Raw genomic sequence first — 21,919 nt, 5'->3', positions numbered from 1 at the left:
ATGCTTAGTTTACCAAGTTTACTTGTACGGTTTCTTCAGCATAGCTCAGAAGAGCACCTCACTAATCTATTGTTTTCGACCAAGAATACAATGGAGTTGTGAGATGCCCATAGACGAATTTATCATCAATATCTATTTAATGGTAGAGCAATATTACAAAATAGTCGTCACCAAACCCTTGCGAAGTGCAGGTTACGCGGCAAAGCTAAGTGATCCTGAGGTTATTTGTATGGAGATGGTCGGTGAATTTTTACACCTAGATCAAGACAAACAAATTTGGCAATACTTTACCCAGCATTGGCAAGACTGGTTTCCAGCCATCGGCTCATACCCTAACTTCGCAAAGCACTGCGCCAATCTGTGGCAAGTCAAATAGCAGATACAAGATAACGTCAGTCAAATTGAAGGCCGTGACAACATTCATTTTATGGATGGCTTTTGGGTACCCGTCTGTCATTATGGACGCGCTTATCGGCATAAGAATTATCAAGACTTAGCAGCTTTTAGCTACTGTGCGGCTAAGCAAGAGAGGTACTATGGCTTTGAAGGCCATTTGCTTGTTAACTTATCGGGCATGATTAAAGGCTTTACCTTTGCTCCTGCCAATGTTGATGAAAGAGCGGTTGCCCCAGAAATCACCACTCATATTCATGGGCTACTTGGCGCTGATAAAGGGTATATCAGCCCGAGTCTGACATCGTACTACGACGCTCAAGGCGTGGATTTACAAACGCCACTCAGAGCCAACATGAAAGAGGATAGACCCAAACCTGTGGTAAGGCGGCTAATGAAAGCCCGCCGTATCGTTGAAACAGTCATTGGTCAGCTATCAGAACGATTTAACATACAAAGAGTGAGAGCAAGAGATTTATGGCATTTGTCTCATCGATTGATTCGTAAAATCCTGTCACACAATCTGTGCTTTGTACTCAACAAAAAACTTGGTAATCCGCCTCTTCAGTTTGATTTGCTTATTTCAAGTTGAGAGTGGGGTATCATATAAGTATTCTGATGAAAATGTTCAATCCTTAGATAACTCGTGGAATGCCCCACTGACTACAGCGCGATCATATGTAGATATAATTCAGAACCACTTTGAAGATACAGGTGTTCATATATTTAAGGGAGAGAATAATAGTGAAAGTCTTGAAGCGTTTAAGGATGATGCCATAAGAAGTAAGCTGGCAGAAAAGATATATGATAGTTCCATTACTATAGTACTTATCTCTCCAAATATGAAAGAGTGGGTGAGTTTAGAAAAAGACCAGTGGATACCGTGGGAAATATCGTATTCTTTGAAAAGAAAAACACGTAATACTATTAGTAGTACCCCTAATGCAATATTAGCTATTATTCTACCTGATAGATATGGAAGCTATGAGTATGCAAGGAATTCAAATTTTGGATTTGAAATTATCCCTAGATTCAAATAAGAAGTGCAACGTTTTAAAAGAATGAGTTGAAGAGTAAGATGTGCCGTGTTGCATTTCAAACTTCAACTCCTACATATCAGAACGTTATGAAACACTATACACATCTTACCCAAGAGCAAAGATATCAAATATCAGCACTATTGCAAGCTAAAAAAGGCATGAGTGAAATAGCTAGAATTATCGGCTGTCATAAATCAACGGTGAGTCGAGAGATAAGGCGAAACCTGGGACAAAGGGGTTATCGCCCCAAACAAGCCCATCGTTTGGCAAAAGCGCGCAAAGTTAAGAATAGCACACAGATTAGACGCTTTGGCTGGTGCTATATTGAGCATCTACTCAGCAAGCACTACTCCCCTGAACAGATAACAGGGCGACTGAGGATGCTGGGTTGGGAAGATGTCCCAAGCCATGAATCGATATACCAACACATCTATACTGACAAAAAGGCAGGGGGTGCTCTACACACCACCCTCAGATGTCAAAAGCGTTATAAGAGACGGTATCTGCAAGGCAATGATAGGCGCGGGAAAATAGCGAACCGCTGTGATATCACTGAGCGTCCTAGCATCATTGAGACACGCAGTCGTATGGGCGATTATGAAGGGGATACGGTGGTTGGTCATGGACATCAAGGTGTTCTGGTTACTTTAGTAGATAGAACGACTCGAGAGACTAAGATCAAAGCGCTACCCAATCGTAAGGCAAAAGCTGTCACACAAGCTTGTATTGACATGTTAAAAGGTGAGCAGGCGTTAAGCATCACCTTTGACAACGGTAAAGAGTTTGCTGACCATGAAGCGATGGCAACCGCGTTAAAGGCTGATATTTACTTCGCTCAGCCTTATCATTCTTGGGAGCGCGGAACGAATGAGAATACCAATGGTTTAATTCGTCAGTTTCTACCTAAGTCGATGCGTCTAGATAACCTATGCAGGCACTTAGTTCAGTCGATTGAAGACAGTTTAAATAATCGACCAAGAAAGGTGCTAGGGTTTAGAACACCGCTTGAGGTAAAATCTAGCTTCGGGTGCGTTGCACTTCAATGTTGAATCTAAGATCAATAAAAATAGAAATAATTTAAATTATCGTTATCCCGCAACAAGACTTAGCAATGGGTGCTCTAGCTCGTATATATTACAACCTACATGGAAAGATTTTACAAGTAACTATAGTGGTTGGATTGAAGCTGCTTTAGAAATAAGGCAGAACATAGATAAGTATGAAATATCGAAGTCTGTTTGATTAAATGATTTTAAATTCTGAGAACTGCTCTAGCTCGTGCTGTGAGCGGTTTTTTTACATCAGTAATTAATCTATTATCTTTAAAGGATTCTACTCTAACGTAAGGAACACCATGAACCATCTCACCGTCGGACAGCGCTCACCTTTAAGCAACCTTGCTATTGACGATGCCGCACCCATCACGCTTAAGTTCACTCGCCAAAGCCCGATAGAGATGGATATCAGCTGCTTTGCCTTAGACGCAGCGGGCAAACTGATCAATGATGATTACATGGTGTTTTACAATCAGCCAACCTCTCCATGTGGACAAATCAAGCTCACCCATTACGAGTCGCAGCCAACGGCTGACAAAGGCATCCAAGCCGAGTTTGAAGTTAATTTATCCAAACTGGCTGCTAATATAGACAGCTTGTTTTTTGTATTATCAGCCGACACTCCGCTTAATCAAATTCAGTCATTAGAGATTGGCATTTGGCAGCAATTACAAAAGGCGCAGGCAGCGTATCAAGCAGCAGATTTTGCCCAGCAGCAAGCCAGTATGCTGATGCAGCTTTATCGTAAGAGTGGCGTTTGGCGAGTATCTAACGTCGCGCAAGGCTTTAATGGTGGGCTTGCCGCCATCGTGCAGCATTTCGGTGGCGAGGTAGAAGATGGCAGCTCGCAAGCAGTAGAGGCGACCACAACGCCAGTGCAAACAAAACCATCGCTCGAAAAGGTCATGCTAGAAAAAGCACCAAAACTGGTCAATCTGGCCAAAAAAGCCACGATCTCGCTAGAAAAGCGTCAATTACAACAGCTAACTGCTAAAGTCGCTTTAGTATTAGACGCGACAGGTTCGATGAATCGACAATACAAACAAGGTCGCGTGCAAGAAGTGGTCAATCGTTTATTACCATTAGCCGTCAGTTTTGACGATGATCAAGCGTTAGATTGCTGGGCGTTTGGTCAGCACTCACAATATCTAGGCGCAGTTGGACTGGATAACTACGTAGACTTTATTGATAGCGTGCAGGGTGGTTGGCGTAAATGGGAGCTGGGTTCACGTACCAATAATGAAGCTGGCGTGATGGAAGTGGTGACGCAGTTCTATCAAAACGATGGGCTTGATGTGCCAGTATACATACTGTTTATTAGTGATGGTGGCGTTAGAGATACGCGCGGTATCAGTAAGATTATGACCGAAGCTGCTAACTTACCAATATTTTGGCAGTTTGTTGGATTAGGCGGACATCATTATGGCATCCTAAAAGAACTAGATGAGATGACAGGGCGACTTATTGATAATTGCAGCTTTTTTGAGCTTGATGATTTAGATGATATCAGTGAAGAAGCTTTGTATGAAAATATGTTAGAAGAGTTTCCAAGCTGGCTAAAAGAAGCACGTGATATAGGGTTGATAACATCATAAATGGGGAGTAAATGCTATGTTCAGCATGAAAACAACATCAGCTACAAAAGCCCTTACCCTAAGCGTCTTGTTGTTAAGCCTAAGCGCTTGCGTCTCACTGCCGACCAATGAAGACACTTTAACAGACGCCGAACTTATTCGAGCGGCGCAGCAAAAAGAATCCGCACCAACTGAAGGCGCGCAGCAGTGGGTGATTGGTGTGCATAACGGTATCGAAGTGGTCAAGTCATTCCTGTGCTCAGACCTTTGTCCGCAAAACACTTTACGGGTGATTTACTATGATGTACCTGCCGATGCCACTTGTGAAAGTATCGGCGGCGTGACCAAATCGATATTAGTCCCATTCGCCATAAGTGTGAAAGCGAAAGAATACTGTTTTCCAAAGGCAATCGCAGATTACTGGGAAAGCTATCCTGCCAAATCATAGGGAATAACGACCTATATTTACCTAATCACTAAATAAGCTACGTATCCATAGCAAAACCGTGCAAAATCAGGCTTGTACTCAGTTATTAATTTCTTTATCTTTGACAGCTTATATAAGTAGAGCAGATCTAATAACTTAATATTTAACACTGACTGACAAAATCCCATGACCGAATCAAAAAAAGCCTTTTATTATCGACCTAAGACCAATCAGCACAATAGCCCAGCGGTGCGTTGGGCATTTTTGATATTTGGTTGGGTGTTTTTTGTCTTGGGGATTATTGGCGCATTATTGCCAGTGATGCCGACAGCGCCTTTTATCTTATTAGCAGCAGGTTGCTGGGCACGAAGCTCACGACGCTTTCATTTTTGGCTGATTAATCACAAGTATTTTGGTAAGTTTGTTCGCGATTGGGAAGAGCGCCGCGCTGTTCCGCTATATGCCAAGTGGTTAGCGACGATTATGATGTCTATATCGACGGCGATGTTATTTTATCGCTTGCCAGCGGATATGATTTGGCTGGCATGGCTAGTTGCAGTGGTATGTAGTAGCGTCGCTATATATTTATTTCGTTTGCCAAATGCCTAGACTTAGCGGTTAAATGCTTAAAATTTTTGTTAAGTATCTAAAAATAAAGCAAATAAGTGCAAAAAATAGCCAATAATTGCGCTTTGTTACACTAAAGATAAGATAAGGCTTGCGATACTGCGCTAGGCCACCTATAATACTTCCAAGCTTAAGAGCAGTTCTGCACCAAATCATTACCTCGTAGTATTAGTTATAATCCTTCGTTTTAATATTTATCGTTCAGTAGCTATTTGCAAGCGTTATCGGCCAATTAGGCCAAAAATAAATTAAATATCAGGGTTATGACTATGTCAGACGTTCAAAAAGGTACAGTTAAGTGGTTCAACGAAGCTAAAGGCTTTGGTTTCATCGCTCCAGAAAACGGCGCAGACGTTTTTGCTCATTACAGCGAAATCACTGGTTCAGGTTTCAAAACTTTGGCTGAAGGCCAAGAAGTTGAGTTCACTGTAACTCAAGGCCAAAAAGGCCCACAAGCACATAACATCGTTGCTATCTAATTCGTCTTTATAGACAATTAGAGCAAGATGAATAAAAAAACGAGCCTTAGGGTTCGTTTTTTTTCGCCTATTATTTATGTTTATTGCTTTTGATGAATAAATAGTAAAGTGTTAAATCAAATCTTAGAACAACAATGCCGACTATTATAGTGATAATCGTCGGCATTTCTAGTTTTACTGGTGCGTTAATAGCTTTTTTACAGTGAAGCGATGCCAATATTTATCAAACCGCCACCGACGATTAACCAAGTAAACATAATGGCACCGAGGATCAATGGTTTGACGCCAGCTTGTTTAATGGCACTCATATGTGTGGTCAAACCAAGGGCAAACATTGCCATAGTGAGTAGCACATCATCAAGCATGACCATACTTTGCTCAAAGCTTGCCGTCATCGGTATCCACGTATGCAATACCACCACCAAAATAAAGATAAAGGCAAACCAAGGGACTTTCACTTGTTGCACGCGATTGATAAATGATGGTTTTTCGCCATTATCGCTTCTGGTTTTGGTTAAGGCAAAAGACAATATTAATAAGAAAGGGGCGAGCATCATCACGCGAATCATCTTGGTCACGATCGCTGTATTGCCAACTTCGGTGCTAACGGCGTTACCTGCGACCACCACTTGCGCCACTTCATGAATGGTTGAACCAGTATAAATGCCGTATTGCTGAGCGTTTAGCCAAGGTTGTAGCCAGCCAAGTTGATATAAAAATGGATAGAGCAGCATGGCAATCGTGCCAAAGACGACCACGGTGGCAACGGCAATGGTGACTTTATGCGCTTCGGCTTTGACCACAGGTTCTGCGGCAATTACCGCTGCAGCGCCACAAATACTTGCCCCTGAGCCTATCAATAGCGTCGTCTGCTTATCGACTTTGAGCCATTTGGTGCCAAGCCAATAAGTGATTAAAAATGTCGAGGTTAATACCAACGCATCTGTCATTACCGCTGGCATACCAACACTTGCGACTTGGGTTAAGGTTAGCTTAAAACCATAAAATATAATGGCAAGGCGTAAAATTTGACCTTTAGCAAAACCAACACCCGCACTTAATTGATCAGAAAAACTTGGATAAACCGTATTGCCAAGTACCATGCCAAGTAAAATTGCTAGCGTCAACGATGACAGACCAACAATTTGTCCATTTGACCATGTGTCTAGGCTGATATTTAACCACAAACAAAACAAGCTCCCAATCAGCACGACGATAAGTCCCATCGCATGACGGTTATGCGGGAAGTAATTATGCATGGTTTGTGCTATCGCGTTCATTTCGTACGCATCCTATTCTTTGTCATCTATAATCGAAATAAGCATAAGCTTATGAATAGACAGTATAAGACAAACCGATTTATAATAAAAACAGATTAATAAGATATAAACTATCGATTTTTTAGGTTAAAAAATTGTTGTAGGCTAGGTTGTGTCCTAATTAGTTAAAGATGAAAGGCCAGTGAAAGAGGTAATCCAATCATGAAAAAAGTTATGCAGCTGCTACCGAGGATTACCCTTAAGCAGCTATCGGTGTTTGTCAGTATTTATCAAACTGGCAGTACCAGCCGTGCCAGTGAAGAGCTGCATTTATCGCAGTCAGCGGTCAGCAGTGCACTCACTGAGCTGGAGGCGCGGTTGCAAATGCCGCTATTTGAGCGCGTCGGGCGCAGGCTTAATCAGCATCCAAACGCCCATCCTATTTATATTCAGGCGCAAGCTATTTTGGGACAAGCTTTAACCCTTGAGCATTATCATAAGCATCAAGCAGGGCAGATTCATATTGGCGCTAGTACGACTATCGGCAATTATGTATTGCCACCGCTGCTTGCCAAATTGTACGAAGCGCTACCCGATGCCCATATCGATATGTATATTGCTAATACCCAAGAAGTAGTCGGCGAAGTTGAGCAATTAAATATCGATATTGCGCTTGTAGAAGGTATGCCGCGCCCGACAGATATGAAAGTCATTGAGCAGCGCGCTTGGCGCACCGATACCTTGATGGTATTTGCTAAATCTAATAGCAAATGGTTGACAGACATGACCTATAATGAGAAAGAAAAATGCTATGAGCTCAGCGCGGAACAATTGGCAAGGCTGCCATTACTGGTACGAGAGGCGGGTTCGGGGACGCGGCAAATCATCGATGAGCAGTTATTGCAGCATCTGCCACATGCCGAGATTGTCATGGCGATTCAGCAGTCAGAAGCGATTAAGCATATGGTCAGCGCCGATATCGGTCTTGGCTGCTTATCGCAGTATGTCATTGAAGCAGAACTAGCAGCAGGGAAGTTGGTGCAGGTGAAAGTAGCGGGTATTGATTTAGCGCGCACGTGGTGGCTAGTTTGGCACAAAGCGCGTCATCAAAGCCCCATTTGGCAAAGCTTTATCGATATTTTAAGAGAGGATTCACGTTAGCAATACGTGTAAAATTATTGGTGAGAAAATTTACTGTTTTCACGAATAATAAAAAAGCGCACTGTCATACAGTGCGCTTTTGTTAATGAGATTTTTTAATAATTTTAAATAACTTCGGAACGATGCTTGGTCTGTTCTTAGGCTTATTTATTAACGGGTTTATCGAGTCGCACCACTAAGCTGTCGCATGGAACGTTTGGCAAGATATTATCTGCCGTCGCGCCACTTAGCCAAGCCGAGATACCGTGGCGCTCATGACGACCGATGACCAATAAATCAACGTCATGCTTATGGCAATAATTGACGATACCTTCACTGTTAGAGATAGCGGTTGTTACTTCAGAGTTGACCGCGTGCAAGTCATTACGCTCCAAAAACTGAGCCAGTTTGGCGCGCGCTTCTTGGCAGCGTTCATCATCGATTTCATCGTATAAGCTTGAGGCAGGCACCAGCTCATAGCCAAAGCCGACCATGGTATCTTTGACAATATGTAATACCGATAATTTGGCGTTCGGACGATTCTCGACGATACGTTTGGCCTTTTGGGCGACCACATCAGCGTCGGACATCAAGTCGGTGACCAATAAAATATGTTCGTAACTCATGAGCTGCTCCTTTTGACAGATGATTTCAACTATAGCACTACTACTGACTGCTGTTAAGTATGCTTTGTTAATTCCACACTATCTTTATGATGTATTGTTGAAGCGTTATTATTTTTCTCCTAGCGCTATCTTGACTTATCAAGCCCTAAGCCCCATCTAGTTTCGTTAGGCAAATCCTTTTTAGCTGATAATTGCCACTCTATTTAAAGATTACCTATATTTTGTATAACACTGCTATTTTTATAACTTTTACAACGCTATTAATTTTAGACCAATCAATTTTATAAATATAAACCTTTCCATTTTTGATTGTTTATCCTGAGATGCTTTATCAGTTAACGGCCACATGAGCGCTTAACGAAGAAGCTATCAGGTTACTCTATAAGGACAACTATGACTGACACGCCATTTACCGCTGATTTAACCCTACATCCAGCGTTTGAGCTGCTTGAGCACCGTCATATCGATGCATTGTCGATGGACGTATTGATAAGCCAGCACGTCAATACAGGCGCCATGCATTACCATTTGGCGCATCCAAGCGATGAAAATGCCTTTTTGGTCGGCTTTCGTACCCAGCCAATGGACTCAAAAGGTGAGGCGCATATTTTAGAGCACGTGGCTTTGTGTGGCTCTGAAAAGTTCCCTGTCCGCGACCCGTTCTTTTCGATGATTAAACGTTCATTAAACACCTTTATGAATGCCATGACCGCCGCCGATTGGACTGCCTATCCGTATGCCACCCAAAATAAAAATGACTACTTTAACTTACTGGCTGTTTATCTTGATGCGTCGTTTTTCCCCAATATTCATCCACTCGATTTTGCCCAAGAAGGTATTCGCGTAGAATTAGATGAAAATGATAAACCGCAGTTTAAAGGTATTGTTTTCAATGAGATGAAAGGCGCGATGAGCGGCGAGATTGACCAGTTATATCATACGGTCGCCCATCATTTGTTCCCAACGACGACCTATCATTATAATTCGGGCGGCGATCCTGCTGATATTCCTGATTTGACCCATCATGAGCTGGTTGAATTTCATCAGAGCCATTATCATCCGTCAAACAGCGTAATCATGAGCTTTGGTAATATTCCAGTTGCCCAAACGCAAGCGAAAATTCATGACGATGCCTTGATTCAGTTTGAAGCGGGTAAAAAGCACGTTTCACGTCCAGAAAAACGTCTGTCTGCACCAATTAGCGCGGTTGATACTTATACTGCTGATGAAGCCGGTCCAGACCAAACTCACCATGTGGTGGCGTGGTTATTGCCGTCAATTACCGATCCCAAGCAGCGTTTGGCACTGCGTCTATTAGAAGGTGTGTTGGTTGAGCATGCTGGTTCGCCATTGCGTGCGTATTTGGACAGCCATCCACTTGGTAAAGCGCCAAGTCCGCTACTAGGTTTGGATGACAGTCATTATGAAATGGTCTTTTATACCGGTCTGCGCGGTTCTAACCCTGAACACGCCGAAGCGGTAGAGCAGGGCATTCTTGATTTGCTTAAAGAGGTCGCGAGCCAACCGATTGATGATGAAACCATTGAGACGATTCTGCACCAAATCGAGATTGATCAGCGCCATATCGGCGGCGATAGCATGCCGTATGGTCTAAATCTCATGCTAGAAGGCTTTAGCACGGCGATTCATGATGGCAACCCTATCGATGTCTGGGAAGTTGATGAGCATTTGCAGTGGCTGCGTGAGCAAGTAAAAGACGAACAGTGGTTACCCAATTTAATTAAGCAGCACTTGTTAGACAATCAACACCGTGTCCGAGTCACGTTGACACCTGACAGTGAAAAAACCGCCCGTCTGGCAGCCGCTGAGCAAACCCGTCTTGATACTATTGCGATGGATTTGACTGCCGACGATAAAGCCATCTTAAAACAACAAGCGTTAGATTTGGCAGCGCGCCAAGCTGCGCCTGATGATTTAAGCTTATTGCCAAAAGTTGGCTTAGAAGATGTCCCGACCGATATCAGCTTTAAACAAGGCACGCAAAAACAAGTGAATTTAAGCGGGCAAGACAGCACCTTATTTGAATATGAGGCCGGTACCAATGGTTTATACTATTATCAAATAATTGTACCGTTGACCGATGCGATTGGTCATCAGAACACCAGCGAGCTACCGGTTGATGAAGTGATTAATCATCCATTGTTACCTATTTATCTGAGTTTATTGTCAGAACTGGGCACGGATTCGCTAAGCGCACATGAAATGCAGGCCAAGCAAGCGGCGCATTCATCAGGGGTGACGGCGCGTATCAGTCAGCGCACCAATATCGATGACAGTCAAGCGATTAGCAGCTACTTCGTCGTCGCTACACGCGCGCTAAATCGTAAGCCTGAAGCCATTGATTTGCTTAAAGAAGTCATAGAGCACAGCGTCTTTAGCGAGCATGACCGTATTAAAGAGATTTTGCAGCAGCGCGCAGCTGGTTGGCAATCAAACCTTGCCGGTTCTGGGCATTCGTATGCTATGCAAACCGCCAGTCGCGGCATGAGTCGTCAAGCGCAGTTAGAATATGTGCGTAGCGGGCTGCCAGCACTAAACGCGCTCAAAGACTTCTTAACCCATGCCAGTACTGATGATGCGCAGTGGGATAAGTTGGCCATTAGCTTGATGGATTTACATCAGCGTATAATAAGCTTGCCAAAACACGCCGTCATTATTTGTGAAGCCGAGCAAACCGAACGCTTAAGCAATTTGATTGTTGAGAGCTGGAAAGACAGTAAAGCGCCACAAATTGCGGAAAAATTAAGCCATACTGAAACGGCTATTGAAGCGAACATTCCAAGTGAGTTTGCAGATTTACAGTTAGACTCGGCGCTCAATGGTAAGAATGATGGCGCTCAACTAGAAGAGGTTACCGCTGACGATTTGGCGTGGCTAGTGCCGACCAACGTCTATCATAATGCCAGTGCTTATTCTGTGCCAGCCGCAGACCATCCTGATACTGCTGCCTTAATGGTGTTGGCGCCATATTTACGAAATGGCTACTTGCATAGCGCCATTCGTGAGCGCGGCGGTGCTTATGGCGGCGGCGCAGGTTACGATGCCAACGCGTGCGCCTTTAAGTTCTTTAGCTATCGCGATCCACAGTGTGCTGAAACTTTTGCCCATTTTGATGCCAGTATCGAATGGTTATTGAATGAGCCGCAAACCGATGAGCAATTAGAAGAAGCGATTTTGGGTATTATCTCAGGTATGGATAAACCTGGCTCTCCAGCAGGCGAGGCGGTAAAAGCCTGCTTTGCCAATCTGCATCATCGCGGCGTCGACTGGCAGCGTAAAATGCGCGCGGCGATATTATCTGTGACGGTTGCTGACTTGCAGCGCGTCGCTAAGCAATATCTGCAAGGTCAAAAACACGTGCGAGCGGTACTAGCGCCGTATGATAAAGAAGAAGCCGTAAAAGAGTTAGGCTTTAACGTTTGTAAAATTAAAAGCTAGTTGTTAATTTAGCGCAAAATCAGTCATCGCAAATCATTGACTGTATAAAAAAACCGCCGCTCTCAGTGTTTGTATTGAAAGCGGCGGTTTTTATTGCCGGTAAGTATTTTAAAAAGCTGTATTAATAACGCTTAATCGCTTGGTCTTTGCCAATCAAATCTTGATGAATAGGGAAGTCGGTATGGTCGTCAAACTCCTTGCGGTCGGCAAAGTAGCTTTTTAAGGTACGGCGCACGGCTTCAAAGGCAAGCTTATCCCATGGAATGTCTTCTTCAGCAAATAACGCGCAGTCCAGACTTTCAGAGCCAATACCGTAAGCGCCGTCTTTTAGCTCGGTGATATAAATGCTATAGATTTGCCCGATATCAGGAATATCATATAAGCAATATAAATGCGGGTTGGTAACCACTGCTTCCGCCTCTTCAAAGCTTTCTCTCGCCGCGCCTTCTGCCATGGTTTCGCCATTTTCCATAAAGCCTGCGGGCAACGTCCATAAGCCATATTGCGGCTCAATCGCACGGCGGCATAATAGCACTCTATTTTTATGTACGACCAGTGAGCCACAAATCACTTTTGGATTTTCGTAGTGAATATAATTGCAGTTTGGGCATACCAAACGCGGCATATTATCGGTGGCTGGTATTTTGCGTTCTGCTTCATGGCCGCATTGTAGACAATAGCGCATATCAACTGCCTTATATAAGATAAACGAAAGATGGAAAAAAGGTTATCGGTGTTGTAAGAATTATAATTCTTATGTTATGACGTTCGCTTGTCAGCTGGCATCATAGCTATGAGGCCTAAGATAACACAAATTTCCATCGCACTGGTCGTGATAATAAAAAGCACACATTTTTGCTAAACTGATGGTAGCTAGGCTTACGTTTATGAAATAAGGTTTTTTAAGCGTCATTGTCAGCGCTGCGATTGCGCATCAGTCCAGTCACATAAAGTATATGCAGCCGCTTTTAGATTACGCTAGTCTAGACTAGACTGATGTTGAATAATAAGTGATCGCTTTACCTTTTACCTTGAAGGATGGATTTACCAATAACGCGGATAATGGCGACCGCGACCGATATTGTTATAAATCAGCGCCACTGCAACCAAGGCAAGCGCACCGATTAGCGTAGGGGTGACTAAAAAATGCCAGTTGACGCCGCCGAGCATGACGATTAGTGGATTAGAGCCGGCGGGTGGATGCGGTACGCGCAGCAATAGCATCAGCGCAATCGCTGTACCGACCGCCAGCGACAAGCTCCACCACTCGATACCAAACAAGGTCAAAAACGATAGCCCCGTAAAAGTGGTGATAAGATGCCCGCCAACGATGTTTCTAGGCTGGGCAAATGGACTCTCTGGATAGGCAAAAATAAGCAAACAGCTGGCACCAAATGAGCCCAAAATCATAGCGACGTTTTGCCAGCTGCCCAGTAGCGCCAGTATGGCGGTGGCGAAAGTACCGCCAACCCAAGCAAGGGCAATGATAATTAATGGCAATCTTTGCGGGCAATCATCGGTCTTGCCCTGCATTTTATTTAATGAAAAAATCTTATCCACAAATATTTCCTAAAAACATGTAATCTTAAAGTGCTTACTTGCGTAATCAGCATCTTATTTAATGGTTATTTAATGGCTATTTAATGGTTATTTATGTTTAACGGCATTGATGCTTGATACTAATAAAAACATAGGGCAATAATAATGTTACTCCCCCCGCAGTCTGTCCATTTCGATGAATTTTCCGTCGCTGTGCCAGACTTTATTCGTTATCCCACTATTAGAAAGTTGGCGGAACGCGTGCAGCATGAGACCTTAAATGCGGTCACCAATCCTGCGTTATACCACAACTCTCATACTTCTCTTAGCGAGCGCATTTTAGAGAGTCTGTATCAGACACCGATTGCTGATGCCTCGGTATTGGTTGCCATCACTCATGAGCGCCATCCCAAGCTGCTACTGACGCGCCGCGCTGCTCACATGAACAGTCATGCCGGCGAAGTCTCTTGCGTAGGCGGTAAACATGACGCCAGCGATGGTAATAATGTCATCACCGCCTTGCGTGAAGCCTGCGAAGAGACCGCGCTGCCACCCAATAAAGTCCAGCTACTTGGTCAGTTACCGATTCAAACCTCTAAAAGTGGCATGAGTGTGCGTCCCATTGTGGCGCTAATTGCGCCAGATTTACTGTTAGTGCCGGAGCTTGATGAAATCTCGCGTATCTTTTGGGCAGATTTTGAAACCTTGCTGACGCAGCCTACCGTTGAGTATGCGATAGAGTATACGATGCAAGGTCAGACCGCGACCATCCTCACGCCAAGCTGGCAAGTGGATGGTGAAACAATATGGGGTCTGACAGGACGCGTCATCGCCAGCTTGCTAGAGACGGGGTTTGATCGGCAACTTGAGTGGTATTACCGCATTCAAGATACGCGTAATTAATACGTCAGTCGCTTGCGGTGATTTATTGAATTGTTTACAGTAAAACCATTTTCTAATCAAACCAAGCGCGTCTTTTGCGGATTTATTATAGTTATTGTAGAGGCGGTTGATAATGGCTTGATATATTCTATTTACTACTAATAATATTCGACTTATGCCCTCTGGTTATGGTTATAGATTTGCATAATATTATTCGTTATTGGTTTTATCTAATACTGAGTGATTATTCTTCTTAAAGTAACTGTAATTAGCACAAGTTATTTATAATAATCGTCGTTTTTCTTTAACCACCAATTCATATTATCTTGGCGTTTAGCACGGAAGGCTTCTAATTTTCCCGCCACCGTTTGATTGTGCTGGCGTGCGGTATCGAGCGCAAAAAGAATCGGCACCGAAGATAAGACGCCAAAACGGATTTTCGATTTTGGCAAATCCAGCCCATCGCCGATATCATCGCCGACCAAGGTACGAGTCACGCTGGCATTGACCATCTCAACGAAACGCCCACGGCGATTGTCCTCGCCCATCAGCTGCCGCGGTAAATCGTGCAGGGCTTTTGCCAGTGGCTGACCCATTTTAAAATCAAGCTGCTGAATTGATAAATAGGTATAAAGCCATTCCCAACAAGCGGCTTCATCTTTTGGTAAGCGCTGTAAATCAACGCCCATCCAATAGCTGGCAAGATTCCAGAGATGTAAGATACCTTCTGCTTCCTCGCTGCTGATACGGGCGCCAAGCAGCCGTAGCCCACGCATAATCAATAATGAAAACTGCAAATGGGTAGCAATCATATCGGTTTGATTGATAGGAATACCCCAATAGTCGGTGTTCCAGCTGCCATCTACATTGTGGTGTTGGTCGGCATCGGGTATGACACCTTTAGCAGCATTGCCTTTACCTTTGAGCAAGTTTTGCCGCACCGTCGTGTGAATTTGCCGCACTTTGATAGACTGCCGCCAGCCTTCTGAGCCAATCGCCAATACCTGCTCAATTGGTTGACGATTATTATAAGAACTAGAATTTAGTTGTGGGTGTTCAGAGACGGCTAGAATATAGGCGTAAGTACGCATCAAGCGCGGTAGGGCGTCGTGCATTAAGGCGCCCGTTTGAATAAGCGGCAGGGAGAGGGCAGGAATACTATAGCCGGCCATTAGCGCGACATTGCGCAACAGCCAAATGAGCATCAATGGATAACGTCGGTAAGCAACCGCACCGATTTGTGCAAGCTTGGGGTCAAACCAAGCAGGATGGCTGCTAAATTGCTCGGTTAAGGTATTAAATGCAGGGTTGCTTAAAAGGGTAGCATCGAAGTTACTGTCACTGCCACCATTACTATCGCCACTACTACTGTCGCTTAAGATAAATTGCTTCAAGGGTTTAGCAAAACGAATACCGTCAGCGGCTAATGCATCGGCTAGTGGATCGCCAATATCGTAGCCGGCAACCATTTCCTGCAATAACTCTGGCGAGATGACAAAATCTTTTGGCAATAAATAACGCTTAATACGCTTTAAGACTTGCAGGTCGCTATGGTCATCAATTGCCGTCGTGCGTCCGTGGCGCTGGTAAGCGTGAATTGCCGGGTTGGGGTCAGCTTTTTGCCGAGCACTGGCGCTATTTGCTTTGGCATTTTCTTTAGCGATATCGATGGGATCCATATTGTTAGCTACTCTATATCGTCTGCTTTTATCCACCCATTTTAAGCGCATTAAGCGACTTATTTAGCATGATAGCCATAAGTCGCTCACGCTTAATGAGTGCTTAAGAATGATGGGTTAAGTCCACCGAGGTATTGCTGACCTCTTCTTTTAAGGTGGCTTTTAGCATCAAGTAACCTGCGATACCAGACACGATTGAACCCATAATGATACCTAAGCGCTCGTCAAATAATGGTGTCGCGCCGCCGAAAGCAAGACCACCGATAAATAAACTCATGGTAAAGCCAACGCCGCAAAGTAACGCTGCGCCGTAGATTTGCTTAAAGGTCATGCCCTTTGGCATAGTAGAAATACCCAGTTTAAAAATTAACCAGCACATCAGCATCACGCCCATTTGTTTACCGATAAACAGTCCGGCCGCAATACCGAGTGGCACGGAGTGAAATAATTCCGCAAAGCCTGCACCCTTAAGCGAGATACCGGCATTGGCAAAAGCAAATAAAGGCAGAATGCCGTAAGAAACGGTGTTTTGCAAATCGTGCTCAAGCTCTTCTAGCGGCGAGTGTTCAGGATCCGTACGGTCAAATAGTGGAATGAATAATGCCAGTACCACCCCAGCCAAGGTCGCGTGAACGCCCGATTTGAGCACGGCAATCCACATAATGACACCGATTAGTATGTATGGCGTGATGCTAGTAACATTGCGGCGATTGAGTAGGTATAAGAACGGCAAACACAAAGCAGCGACAGCGAGCGCGCCGAGCGATAAGTCACTGGTATAAAATAAGGCGATGATTAAAATAGCGCCAATATCATCAAAAATAGCAATGGATACCAAAAATACCTTGAGCGAGTTTGGCACGCGATTGCCAAGTAAGCTTAAAATACCAAGGGCGAAAGCAATGTCGGTCGCCGCCGGAATTGCCCAACCTTTCCAAAACTCAGGTTCATTATAGTTAAAAATCAGGTAGACAATAGCAGGCATAATCATGCCGCCCAATGCTGCGCCAGCGGGTAAGATAATTTGTTTGACGTTGGAGAGCTCGCCGATGAGCACTTCGCGCTTGAGCTCAAGACCGACTAAAAAAAAGAACACCGCCATCAGACCATCGTTGATCCAATGATGGGCGTCTTTTGCAATCGCAAAGCCACCGATTTGAATGGCAACGGGCGCGTGAATAAAAGATTCATACCAAGTACTAAAAGGGGTGTTGGCAATAATCATTGCCGCGATAGCTGCCAGCGCTAAGACAATGCCGCCTGACGCTTCGAGGTTGAAAAATGCTCTGATTCTTTGTATTGCCATATTATCCTCATTGACTCAATAAAACGTGCTAAATCATTCAAAAACTTCAAATTTCTAAATTGTTCTGGCTTGCTTACTTTCCTGCTTTGGCTTCCTTAAGTGCATTTCGCCGAGCCATAAACCCTCATCATTCATGCTGCACTTATCATTAAAAATGACGCAGCAGACCGATAGCTCTAGTTTCTCACAATCTTATTCATATAAACAATTAAATACGTTAACGGTTTTATGCGGTTTTTTTAAACAGGCGAAGCCTACCAAAAGGCGTACTGATAAAGCCGCGAATATAACAAATCTAGCAGACTTTGCTAGGTTTTTGGTTTTTTTTACGGTTTTATCTTTATAATGAGCGCCTTTACACAAATTTTAACGTTGCGTTTGTTTTTTTATACCCCAAATTTTCAAGGTTAGTGTCATGGACATATCACTCTCTATCGAGATTATTTTAATGCTGACGGCTGTTGCGGCGCTGGCAGGTTTTATCGATGCTATCGCGGGCGGCGGTGGTTTATTGACCATTCCTGCTATGCTGCTTGCCAATATACCGCCTGTGCTAACCTTGGGCACCAATAAGTTGCAAGCGGCATCGGGTGCGCTCGCGGCGTCTATTACCATGATTAAAAAAGGTGTCATCAAGCCTAAAAGTATCAAATTTGCGATCATCGCCGCTTTTCTTGGTTCGGTTATTGGGACGATTGCCGTGCAGTTGTCGCCGCCTGATTTGTTAGAAAAACTGATTCCGTTTTTGATTGCGGCGATTGGTATTTATACTTTATTTGCTCCAAGGCTGGGTGAAGTAGAAGCCGCACCACGTATCTCAGAAGGCACGTGGCAAAAAGTAGTGGCGCCATTGATAGGGTTTTATGATGGTTATATGGGACCGGGTACGGGGATGTTTTTTGCTTTAGGAAATGTGGCGCTGCGTGGTCGCCAAATTATCGAAGCAACGGGCGCAGCAAAAGTGCTGAACTTATCTACCAATATCGGCTCGCTTATTTTCTTTATCTTGGGCGGTAATGTGCTGTGGAAAGTGGGACTGGCCATGATGGTTGGGCAGACGATCGGCGCGTATTTTGGCTCGCATATGGTCGTTAAAGGCGGCAGTAAACTTATTCGTCCGATGATTGTGTTGGTTTGTTTGGCAATGCTAACCAAATATGTGCTTGGTTAACGATAGTTATTTTGAGGTTGAGATAGTCTTTATAAATTGAGAAAGCTTTATTCCAGCAGTATCGTCACTGAGCTATGCTGAAGAAACCGTACAAGTAAACTTGGTAAACTAAGCATATTAATCGGAGTTTATCATGGTCAAGAAAATAAGAACCTATAGCACAGAATTTAAAGCTGAAGCCGTTAAGAAGATATCAGACAATAATGGCAATATCTCAGCAACCGCAAAGCAGCTTGGCATTGCCATGCAAACGCTATCGAATTGGCATAACAAAGCCAACCAAGGCAAGCTCAAAGGCACAGAGCAATACGACCCTGATCTTATGACAGCTCTTCAAGAAATAAAGCAGCTCAAACGACAGCTCAAAGTTGCCGAAGAGGAGCGAGAGATATTAAATGAGGAGGGATAAAGCGGAGCATTGCTTCGCCCCGACGCAAGGGGAGAGCTATGCTCGAGTGAGGCGACGGCGTACTTCGCGAAAAACAGCTAGTCAGGTACGCCTTCATCAAAGATAACCAGCACTTCTTTACCATCACCACTATGTGCCGCGTGCTAAGGGTTAAGCATTCAAGTTACTACGACTGGCTGAGTCGCGATATCAGCGAGCAGCAGATACATCGCAACCATTGTGAGCTACTCGTTAAAGCCGCTCACAGTGAAACTCATGAGCGCTATGGTGTTGAGCGTCTGCATGCGCATCTAAGTGAGCAAGGTCATAACATCAGTCCCTACATGGTCAGAAGCATCAAAGAGGAATACAGCATCAAATGCCGTCGCCACAAACGCTTTAAAGTCACCACCGACTCCAATCACAACAAACTGGTCTATCCAAACGTGTTGGATCAAGAGTTTGATGCCAGTCGCCCTAACCAAGCGTGGGCCAGTGACATCACCTATATTTGGACGCTTGAGGGCTGGTTGTATTTAGCGGGAGTCAAAGATTTATATACCAAAGAGCTGGTCGGCTATGCGATCAATAAGCGAATGACCGCAGATCTAGTATGCAAAGCATTGAACATGGCCATCAAGAATAAACAACCAAGCAAAGGGCTAGTCGTTCACTCTGACAGAGGCAGTCAGTACTGTAGCCATGCTTACCACAAGATCATCAAGCAGCATCAGTTTACAGGTTCAATGAGCGGTAAAGGCAACTGCTTTGACAACGCACCCATAGAAAGCTTCTGGGGCATATTGAAGAACGAGCTAGTATATCACCAAGACTATAAAACAAGGTTTGCAGCTATCAGAGATATCATTGGATATATTGAGTTATATTATAATCAGACTAGGATTCAAAAGGGTTTAGGCTATAAATCGCCAAGACAGGTGTGGTTTGATTATTATCGTCAGGCTGCGTAATCAAAATCTCCCAAGTTTATATATACGGGATTGACGGCAGGGGTCACACAGCCTTAAGTTATTTCGTCTATATATCAATTTCCAAACCTTACTCAAGACAGAAAAAAACCTCAGTCCATTTGGCTGAGGTTTTTATTATGCATTTTTATAAGTGACTAATTGATATTACCCACCAGCCATGCTTGGCCTAACCACGTTTAATATCGTCGTATTCACTGCCCATAATGCCATCGCTAAAGACTTCAGAGAATTCGCGCTCGCTGTTTTCATCGATATGACCATCGAAAACGTCTTTTGTACCTGCATCAGGGTCGTTATAAATGGCTAGATCCATTTTGCCTTCTGACTTGGCGACGATAGCGGTTACGGCAGCATCGCCACTGACGTTGACGGCAGTACGCAACATATCAAGGATACGGTCGACCCCTAAGATAAGGCCGATACCTTCGATTGGCAAGCCTACTTGTGCAAATACCATTGAAAGCATAATTAAACCAACACCTGGAACGCCTGCCGTACCAACAGAAGCAAGTACCGACATCAAAATAACGGTCAAATACTCGGTGATGCCCAAATCAATGCCATAGATATTGGCAATAAAAATGGTCGCCGTCCCTTGCATGATCGCCGTCCCATCCATATTGATGGTGGCGCCAAATGGCACGGTAAACGAAGCAACAGAGTTATTGACGCCCATACGTTTGGTGACGGTACGCAAGGTAATCGGAATCGTCGCGTTTGAGCTTGACGTACTAAACGCAAAAATCTGTACTTCGCGCATTTTTGTTAAAAAGGTTCGCACCGATAGGCCTGAAGCAATCTTTAAAACAATCATCATGGTCACAAAGAAATGGAAAGCAAGCGAGCCAATCAATACCGCGACATAACCAAGCAGCGACCAGATAAGGTCTAAGCCAAGCTCTGACATGGCTTTTGCTAGTAGCGCAAACACACCATAAGGCGCAAGGTTCATAATGATGGTCACCATCTTTAAGATGACCTCATTAATAAGCTCCAAGCTTTGCACCAAGCCTTTGGCAGGTTTACCAACCATCAAGATACTGATACCGATTAAGATAGCAAAGAAAATAATCGATAACATATCGCCATTTGCCATCGCGCTGATGGGGTTGGATGGGATAATATTGGAGAATACATCGAGCAGAGGCGGTGCTGATTGCGCTTCAAATGCCGCTTCCGTCTCGATATCCATGCCTTTACCGATGCCAAACAACACACCAAGACCAATCGCAGTGGCAATAGCCAGCGCCGTTGTCATCATATAGATAAAAAAGGTCTTGGTACCGATACGACCAAGCAAGCGAATATCACCGATGCCGCAAACCCCGCAAATAAGCGAAATCAGTACCAAGGGCACAACCAGCATTTTTAGCGAGTTAACAAACAGCTTACCGATAATGGCAAATAAGCCATTGGTCACATAGTCACTAACAAAGCTGCCTTCGGTGTTTAATCCTGAGTAGTTTATAAATAAACCCAGTATGATACCCAGCACCATGGCAACAATAATCTTGCCCGTTAATCCCATATTCTTCCACATAACTACTGTCCTTGGTTGCCGTAACGCGCAGCCATAAATACGCTACCTAGTATATAAGTATCGTTTTTATGCCTATTTTCGTTACGTCTAAAAGTTTGTTATCTGTCTCTGAAGTCAGATTTTGGGGACAATATAAAAGAATTGTTGGGGTAACTGCAAGAAATATTTATGACTAAAACAGCGCAAGAGAATAAACGCACGGTATTTTAATTTTATTTATCGGCAAAAATTTTTAGATTAAATTGAATAACATAAGCAATTTTTGAGTAAATTGATTGGTAGTAGTTGGGGTATAAACAAAAAAGCGAGACTATTCATATTGAATAATCTCGCTTAAGGGCGA

At 44.0% G+C, this 21,919-nt stretch carries 17 protein-coding genes and 2 pseudogenes; 12 read left to right on the top strand and 7 right to left on the bottom strand.

Annotation, left to right across the window (positions count from 1 at the left end; all coding sequences use genetic code 11):
• The first annotated feature begins 103 nt into the window (after positions 1-103).
• From AB8P72_RS11475 to AB8P72_RS11445, 7 genes and pseudogenes are all read left to right on the top strand, one after another.
• Positions 104-985, top strand: a pseudogene (locus AB8P72_RS11475) (IS982 family transposase).
• Complete coding sequence (locus AB8P72_RS11470; protein WP_369957772.1) at positions 924-1,433, top strand: TIR domain-containing protein; 510 nt, start codon at positions 924-926, stop codon at positions 1,431-1,433. The pseudogene AB8P72_RS11475 and the gene AB8P72_RS11470 overlap by 62 nt, the downstream one beginning before the upstream one ends.
• A gap of 86 nt (positions 1,434-1,519) precedes the next feature.
• Positions 1,520-2,482, top strand: a complete 963-nt coding sequence (locus tag AB8P72_RS11465; protein WP_369957771.1) for an IS30 family transposase — start codon at positions 1,520-1,522, stop codon at positions 2,480-2,482.
• Positions 2,483-2,787: 305 nt separating this feature from the next.
• Complete coding sequence (locus AB8P72_RS11460; protein WP_369957770.1) at positions 2,788-4,083, top strand: VWA domain-containing protein; 1,296 nt, start codon at positions 2,788-2,790, stop codon at positions 4,081-4,083.
• Between the two features lie 25 nt (positions 4,084-4,108).
• Positions 4,109-4,510, top strand: a complete 402-nt coding sequence (locus AB8P72_RS11455) for a hypothetical protein (protein ID WP_369957769.1) — start codon at positions 4,109-4,111, stop codon at positions 4,508-4,510.
• A 165-nt stretch (positions 4,511-4,675) separates the two neighbouring features.
• Positions 4,676-5,098 carry a YbaN family protein gene (locus AB8P72_RS11450; RefSeq protein WP_369957768.1) on the top strand — a complete coding sequence of 141 codons (423 nt, stop codon included), beginning with the start codon at positions 4,676-4,678 and terminating at the stop codon, positions 5,096-5,098.
• A gap of 287 nt (positions 5,099-5,385) precedes the next feature.
• A complete protein-coding gene (locus tag AB8P72_RS11445) occupies positions 5,386-5,595 on the top strand; it encodes a cold-shock protein (RefSeq protein WP_068403593.1) in 210 nt (69 codons plus the stop codon).
• 197 nt (positions 5,596-5,792) lie between these two features.
• Here the strand turns inward: AB8P72_RS11445 and AB8P72_RS11440 are convergent, their stop codons facing one another.
• Entirely contained in the window at positions 5,793-6,875 is a 1,083-nt protein-coding gene (locus tag AB8P72_RS11440) for a YeiH family protein (RefSeq protein WP_369957767.1), read from the bottom strand.
• Positions 6,876-7,076: 201 nt separating this feature from the next.
• Between AB8P72_RS11440 and AB8P72_RS11435 the strand changes: the two genes are divergently transcribed.
• Complete coding sequence (locus AB8P72_RS11435) at positions 7,077-8,015, top strand: LysR substrate-binding domain-containing protein (protein ID WP_306495286.1); 939 nt, start codon at positions 7,077-7,079, stop codon at positions 8,013-8,015.
• Between the two features lie 143 nt (positions 8,016-8,158).
• Here the strand turns inward: AB8P72_RS11435 and AB8P72_RS11430 are convergent, their stop codons facing one another.
• On the bottom strand, positions 8,159-8,620 hold the full coding sequence (locus AB8P72_RS11430; RefSeq protein WP_068403584.1) for a universal stress protein: 462 nt from the start codon (positions 8,618-8,620) through the stop codon (positions 8,159-8,161).
• Positions 8,621-9,013: 393 nt separating this feature from the next.
• On the opposite strand from AB8P72_RS11430, the gene AB8P72_RS11425 reads away from it, so the two are divergent.
• On the top strand, positions 9,014-12,079 hold the full coding sequence (locus AB8P72_RS11425) for an insulinase family protein (protein ID WP_369957766.1): 3,066 nt from the start codon (positions 9,014-9,016) through the stop codon (positions 12,077-12,079).
• A 121-nt stretch (positions 12,080-12,200) separates the two neighbouring features.
• On the opposite strand, the gene AB8P72_RS11420 is transcribed toward AB8P72_RS11425, so the two are convergent.
• Both AB8P72_RS11420 and AB8P72_RS11415 read right to left on the bottom strand, forming a co-directional pair.
• On the bottom strand, positions 12,201-12,764 hold the full coding sequence (locus AB8P72_RS11420) for an NUDIX hydrolase (protein ID WP_313974848.1): 564 nt from the start codon (positions 12,762-12,764) through the stop codon (positions 12,201-12,203).
• Between the two features lie 359 nt (positions 12,765-13,123).
• Positions 13,124-13,639, bottom strand: coding sequence for an HPP family protein (locus AB8P72_RS11415; protein ID WP_227514902.1), 516 nt, complete (start codon positions 13,637-13,639; stop codon positions 13,124-13,126).
• Between the two features lie 144 nt (positions 13,640-13,783).
• Between AB8P72_RS11415 and AB8P72_RS11410 the strand changes: the two genes are divergently transcribed.
• Positions 13,784-14,521 (top strand): CoA pyrophosphatase, encoded by a 738-nt coding sequence (locus AB8P72_RS11410; RefSeq protein WP_193032115.1) that lies wholly within the window; start codon positions 13,784-13,786, stop codon positions 14,519-14,521.
• A 257-nt stretch (positions 14,522-14,778) separates the two neighbouring features.
• Here AB8P72_RS11410 and AB8P72_RS11405 read toward each other — a convergent pair whose 3' ends face one another.
• Both AB8P72_RS11405 and nhaA read right to left on the bottom strand, forming a co-directional pair.
• Positions 14,779-16,179 carry an oxygenase MpaB family protein gene (locus tag AB8P72_RS11405; protein WP_193032117.1) on the bottom strand — a complete coding sequence of 467 codons (1,401 nt, stop codon included), beginning with the start codon at positions 16,177-16,179 and terminating at the stop codon, positions 14,779-14,781.
• A gap of 103 nt (positions 16,180-16,282) precedes the next feature.
• Complete coding sequence (gene nhaA, locus AB8P72_RS11400; protein WP_193032119.1) at positions 16,283-17,485, bottom strand: Na+/H+ antiporter NhaA; 1,203 nt, start codon at positions 17,483-17,485, stop codon at positions 16,283-16,285.
• Between the two features lie 415 nt (positions 17,486-17,900).
• Here nhaA and AB8P72_RS11395 point away from each other — a divergent pair, with 415 nt between their 5' ends.
• The gene (locus AB8P72_RS11395; protein WP_102077734.1) at positions 17,901-18,656 is read left to right on the top strand and encodes a TSUP family transporter; all 756 of its coding nucleotides are present in this window, start codon (positions 17,901-17,903) and stop codon (positions 18,654-18,656) included.
• 133 nt (positions 18,657-18,789) lie between these two features.
• Positions 18,790-20,015 (top strand): annotated as a pseudogene (locus AB8P72_RS11390) (IS3 family transposase).
• A 187-nt stretch (positions 20,016-20,202) separates the two neighbouring features.
• On the opposite strand, the gene AB8P72_RS11385 reads toward AB8P72_RS11390, so the two are convergent.
• Complete coding sequence (locus tag AB8P72_RS11385) at positions 20,203-21,576, bottom strand: dicarboxylate/amino acid:cation symporter (RefSeq protein WP_193032121.1); 1,374 nt, start codon at positions 21,574-21,576, stop codon at positions 20,203-20,205.
• Positions 21,577-21,919 lie beyond the last annotated feature (343 nt).

It is taken from the genome of Psychrobacter sp. CLB018 (assembly GCF_041222815.1).
Lineage (GTDB): Bacteria > Pseudomonadota > Gammaproteobacteria > Pseudomonadales > Moraxellaceae > Psychrobacter > Psychrobacter faecalis.
The sequence above is the reverse complement of the archived record's forward strand: the minus strand, read 5'-3'. Positions and strand labels throughout refer to the sequence as shown.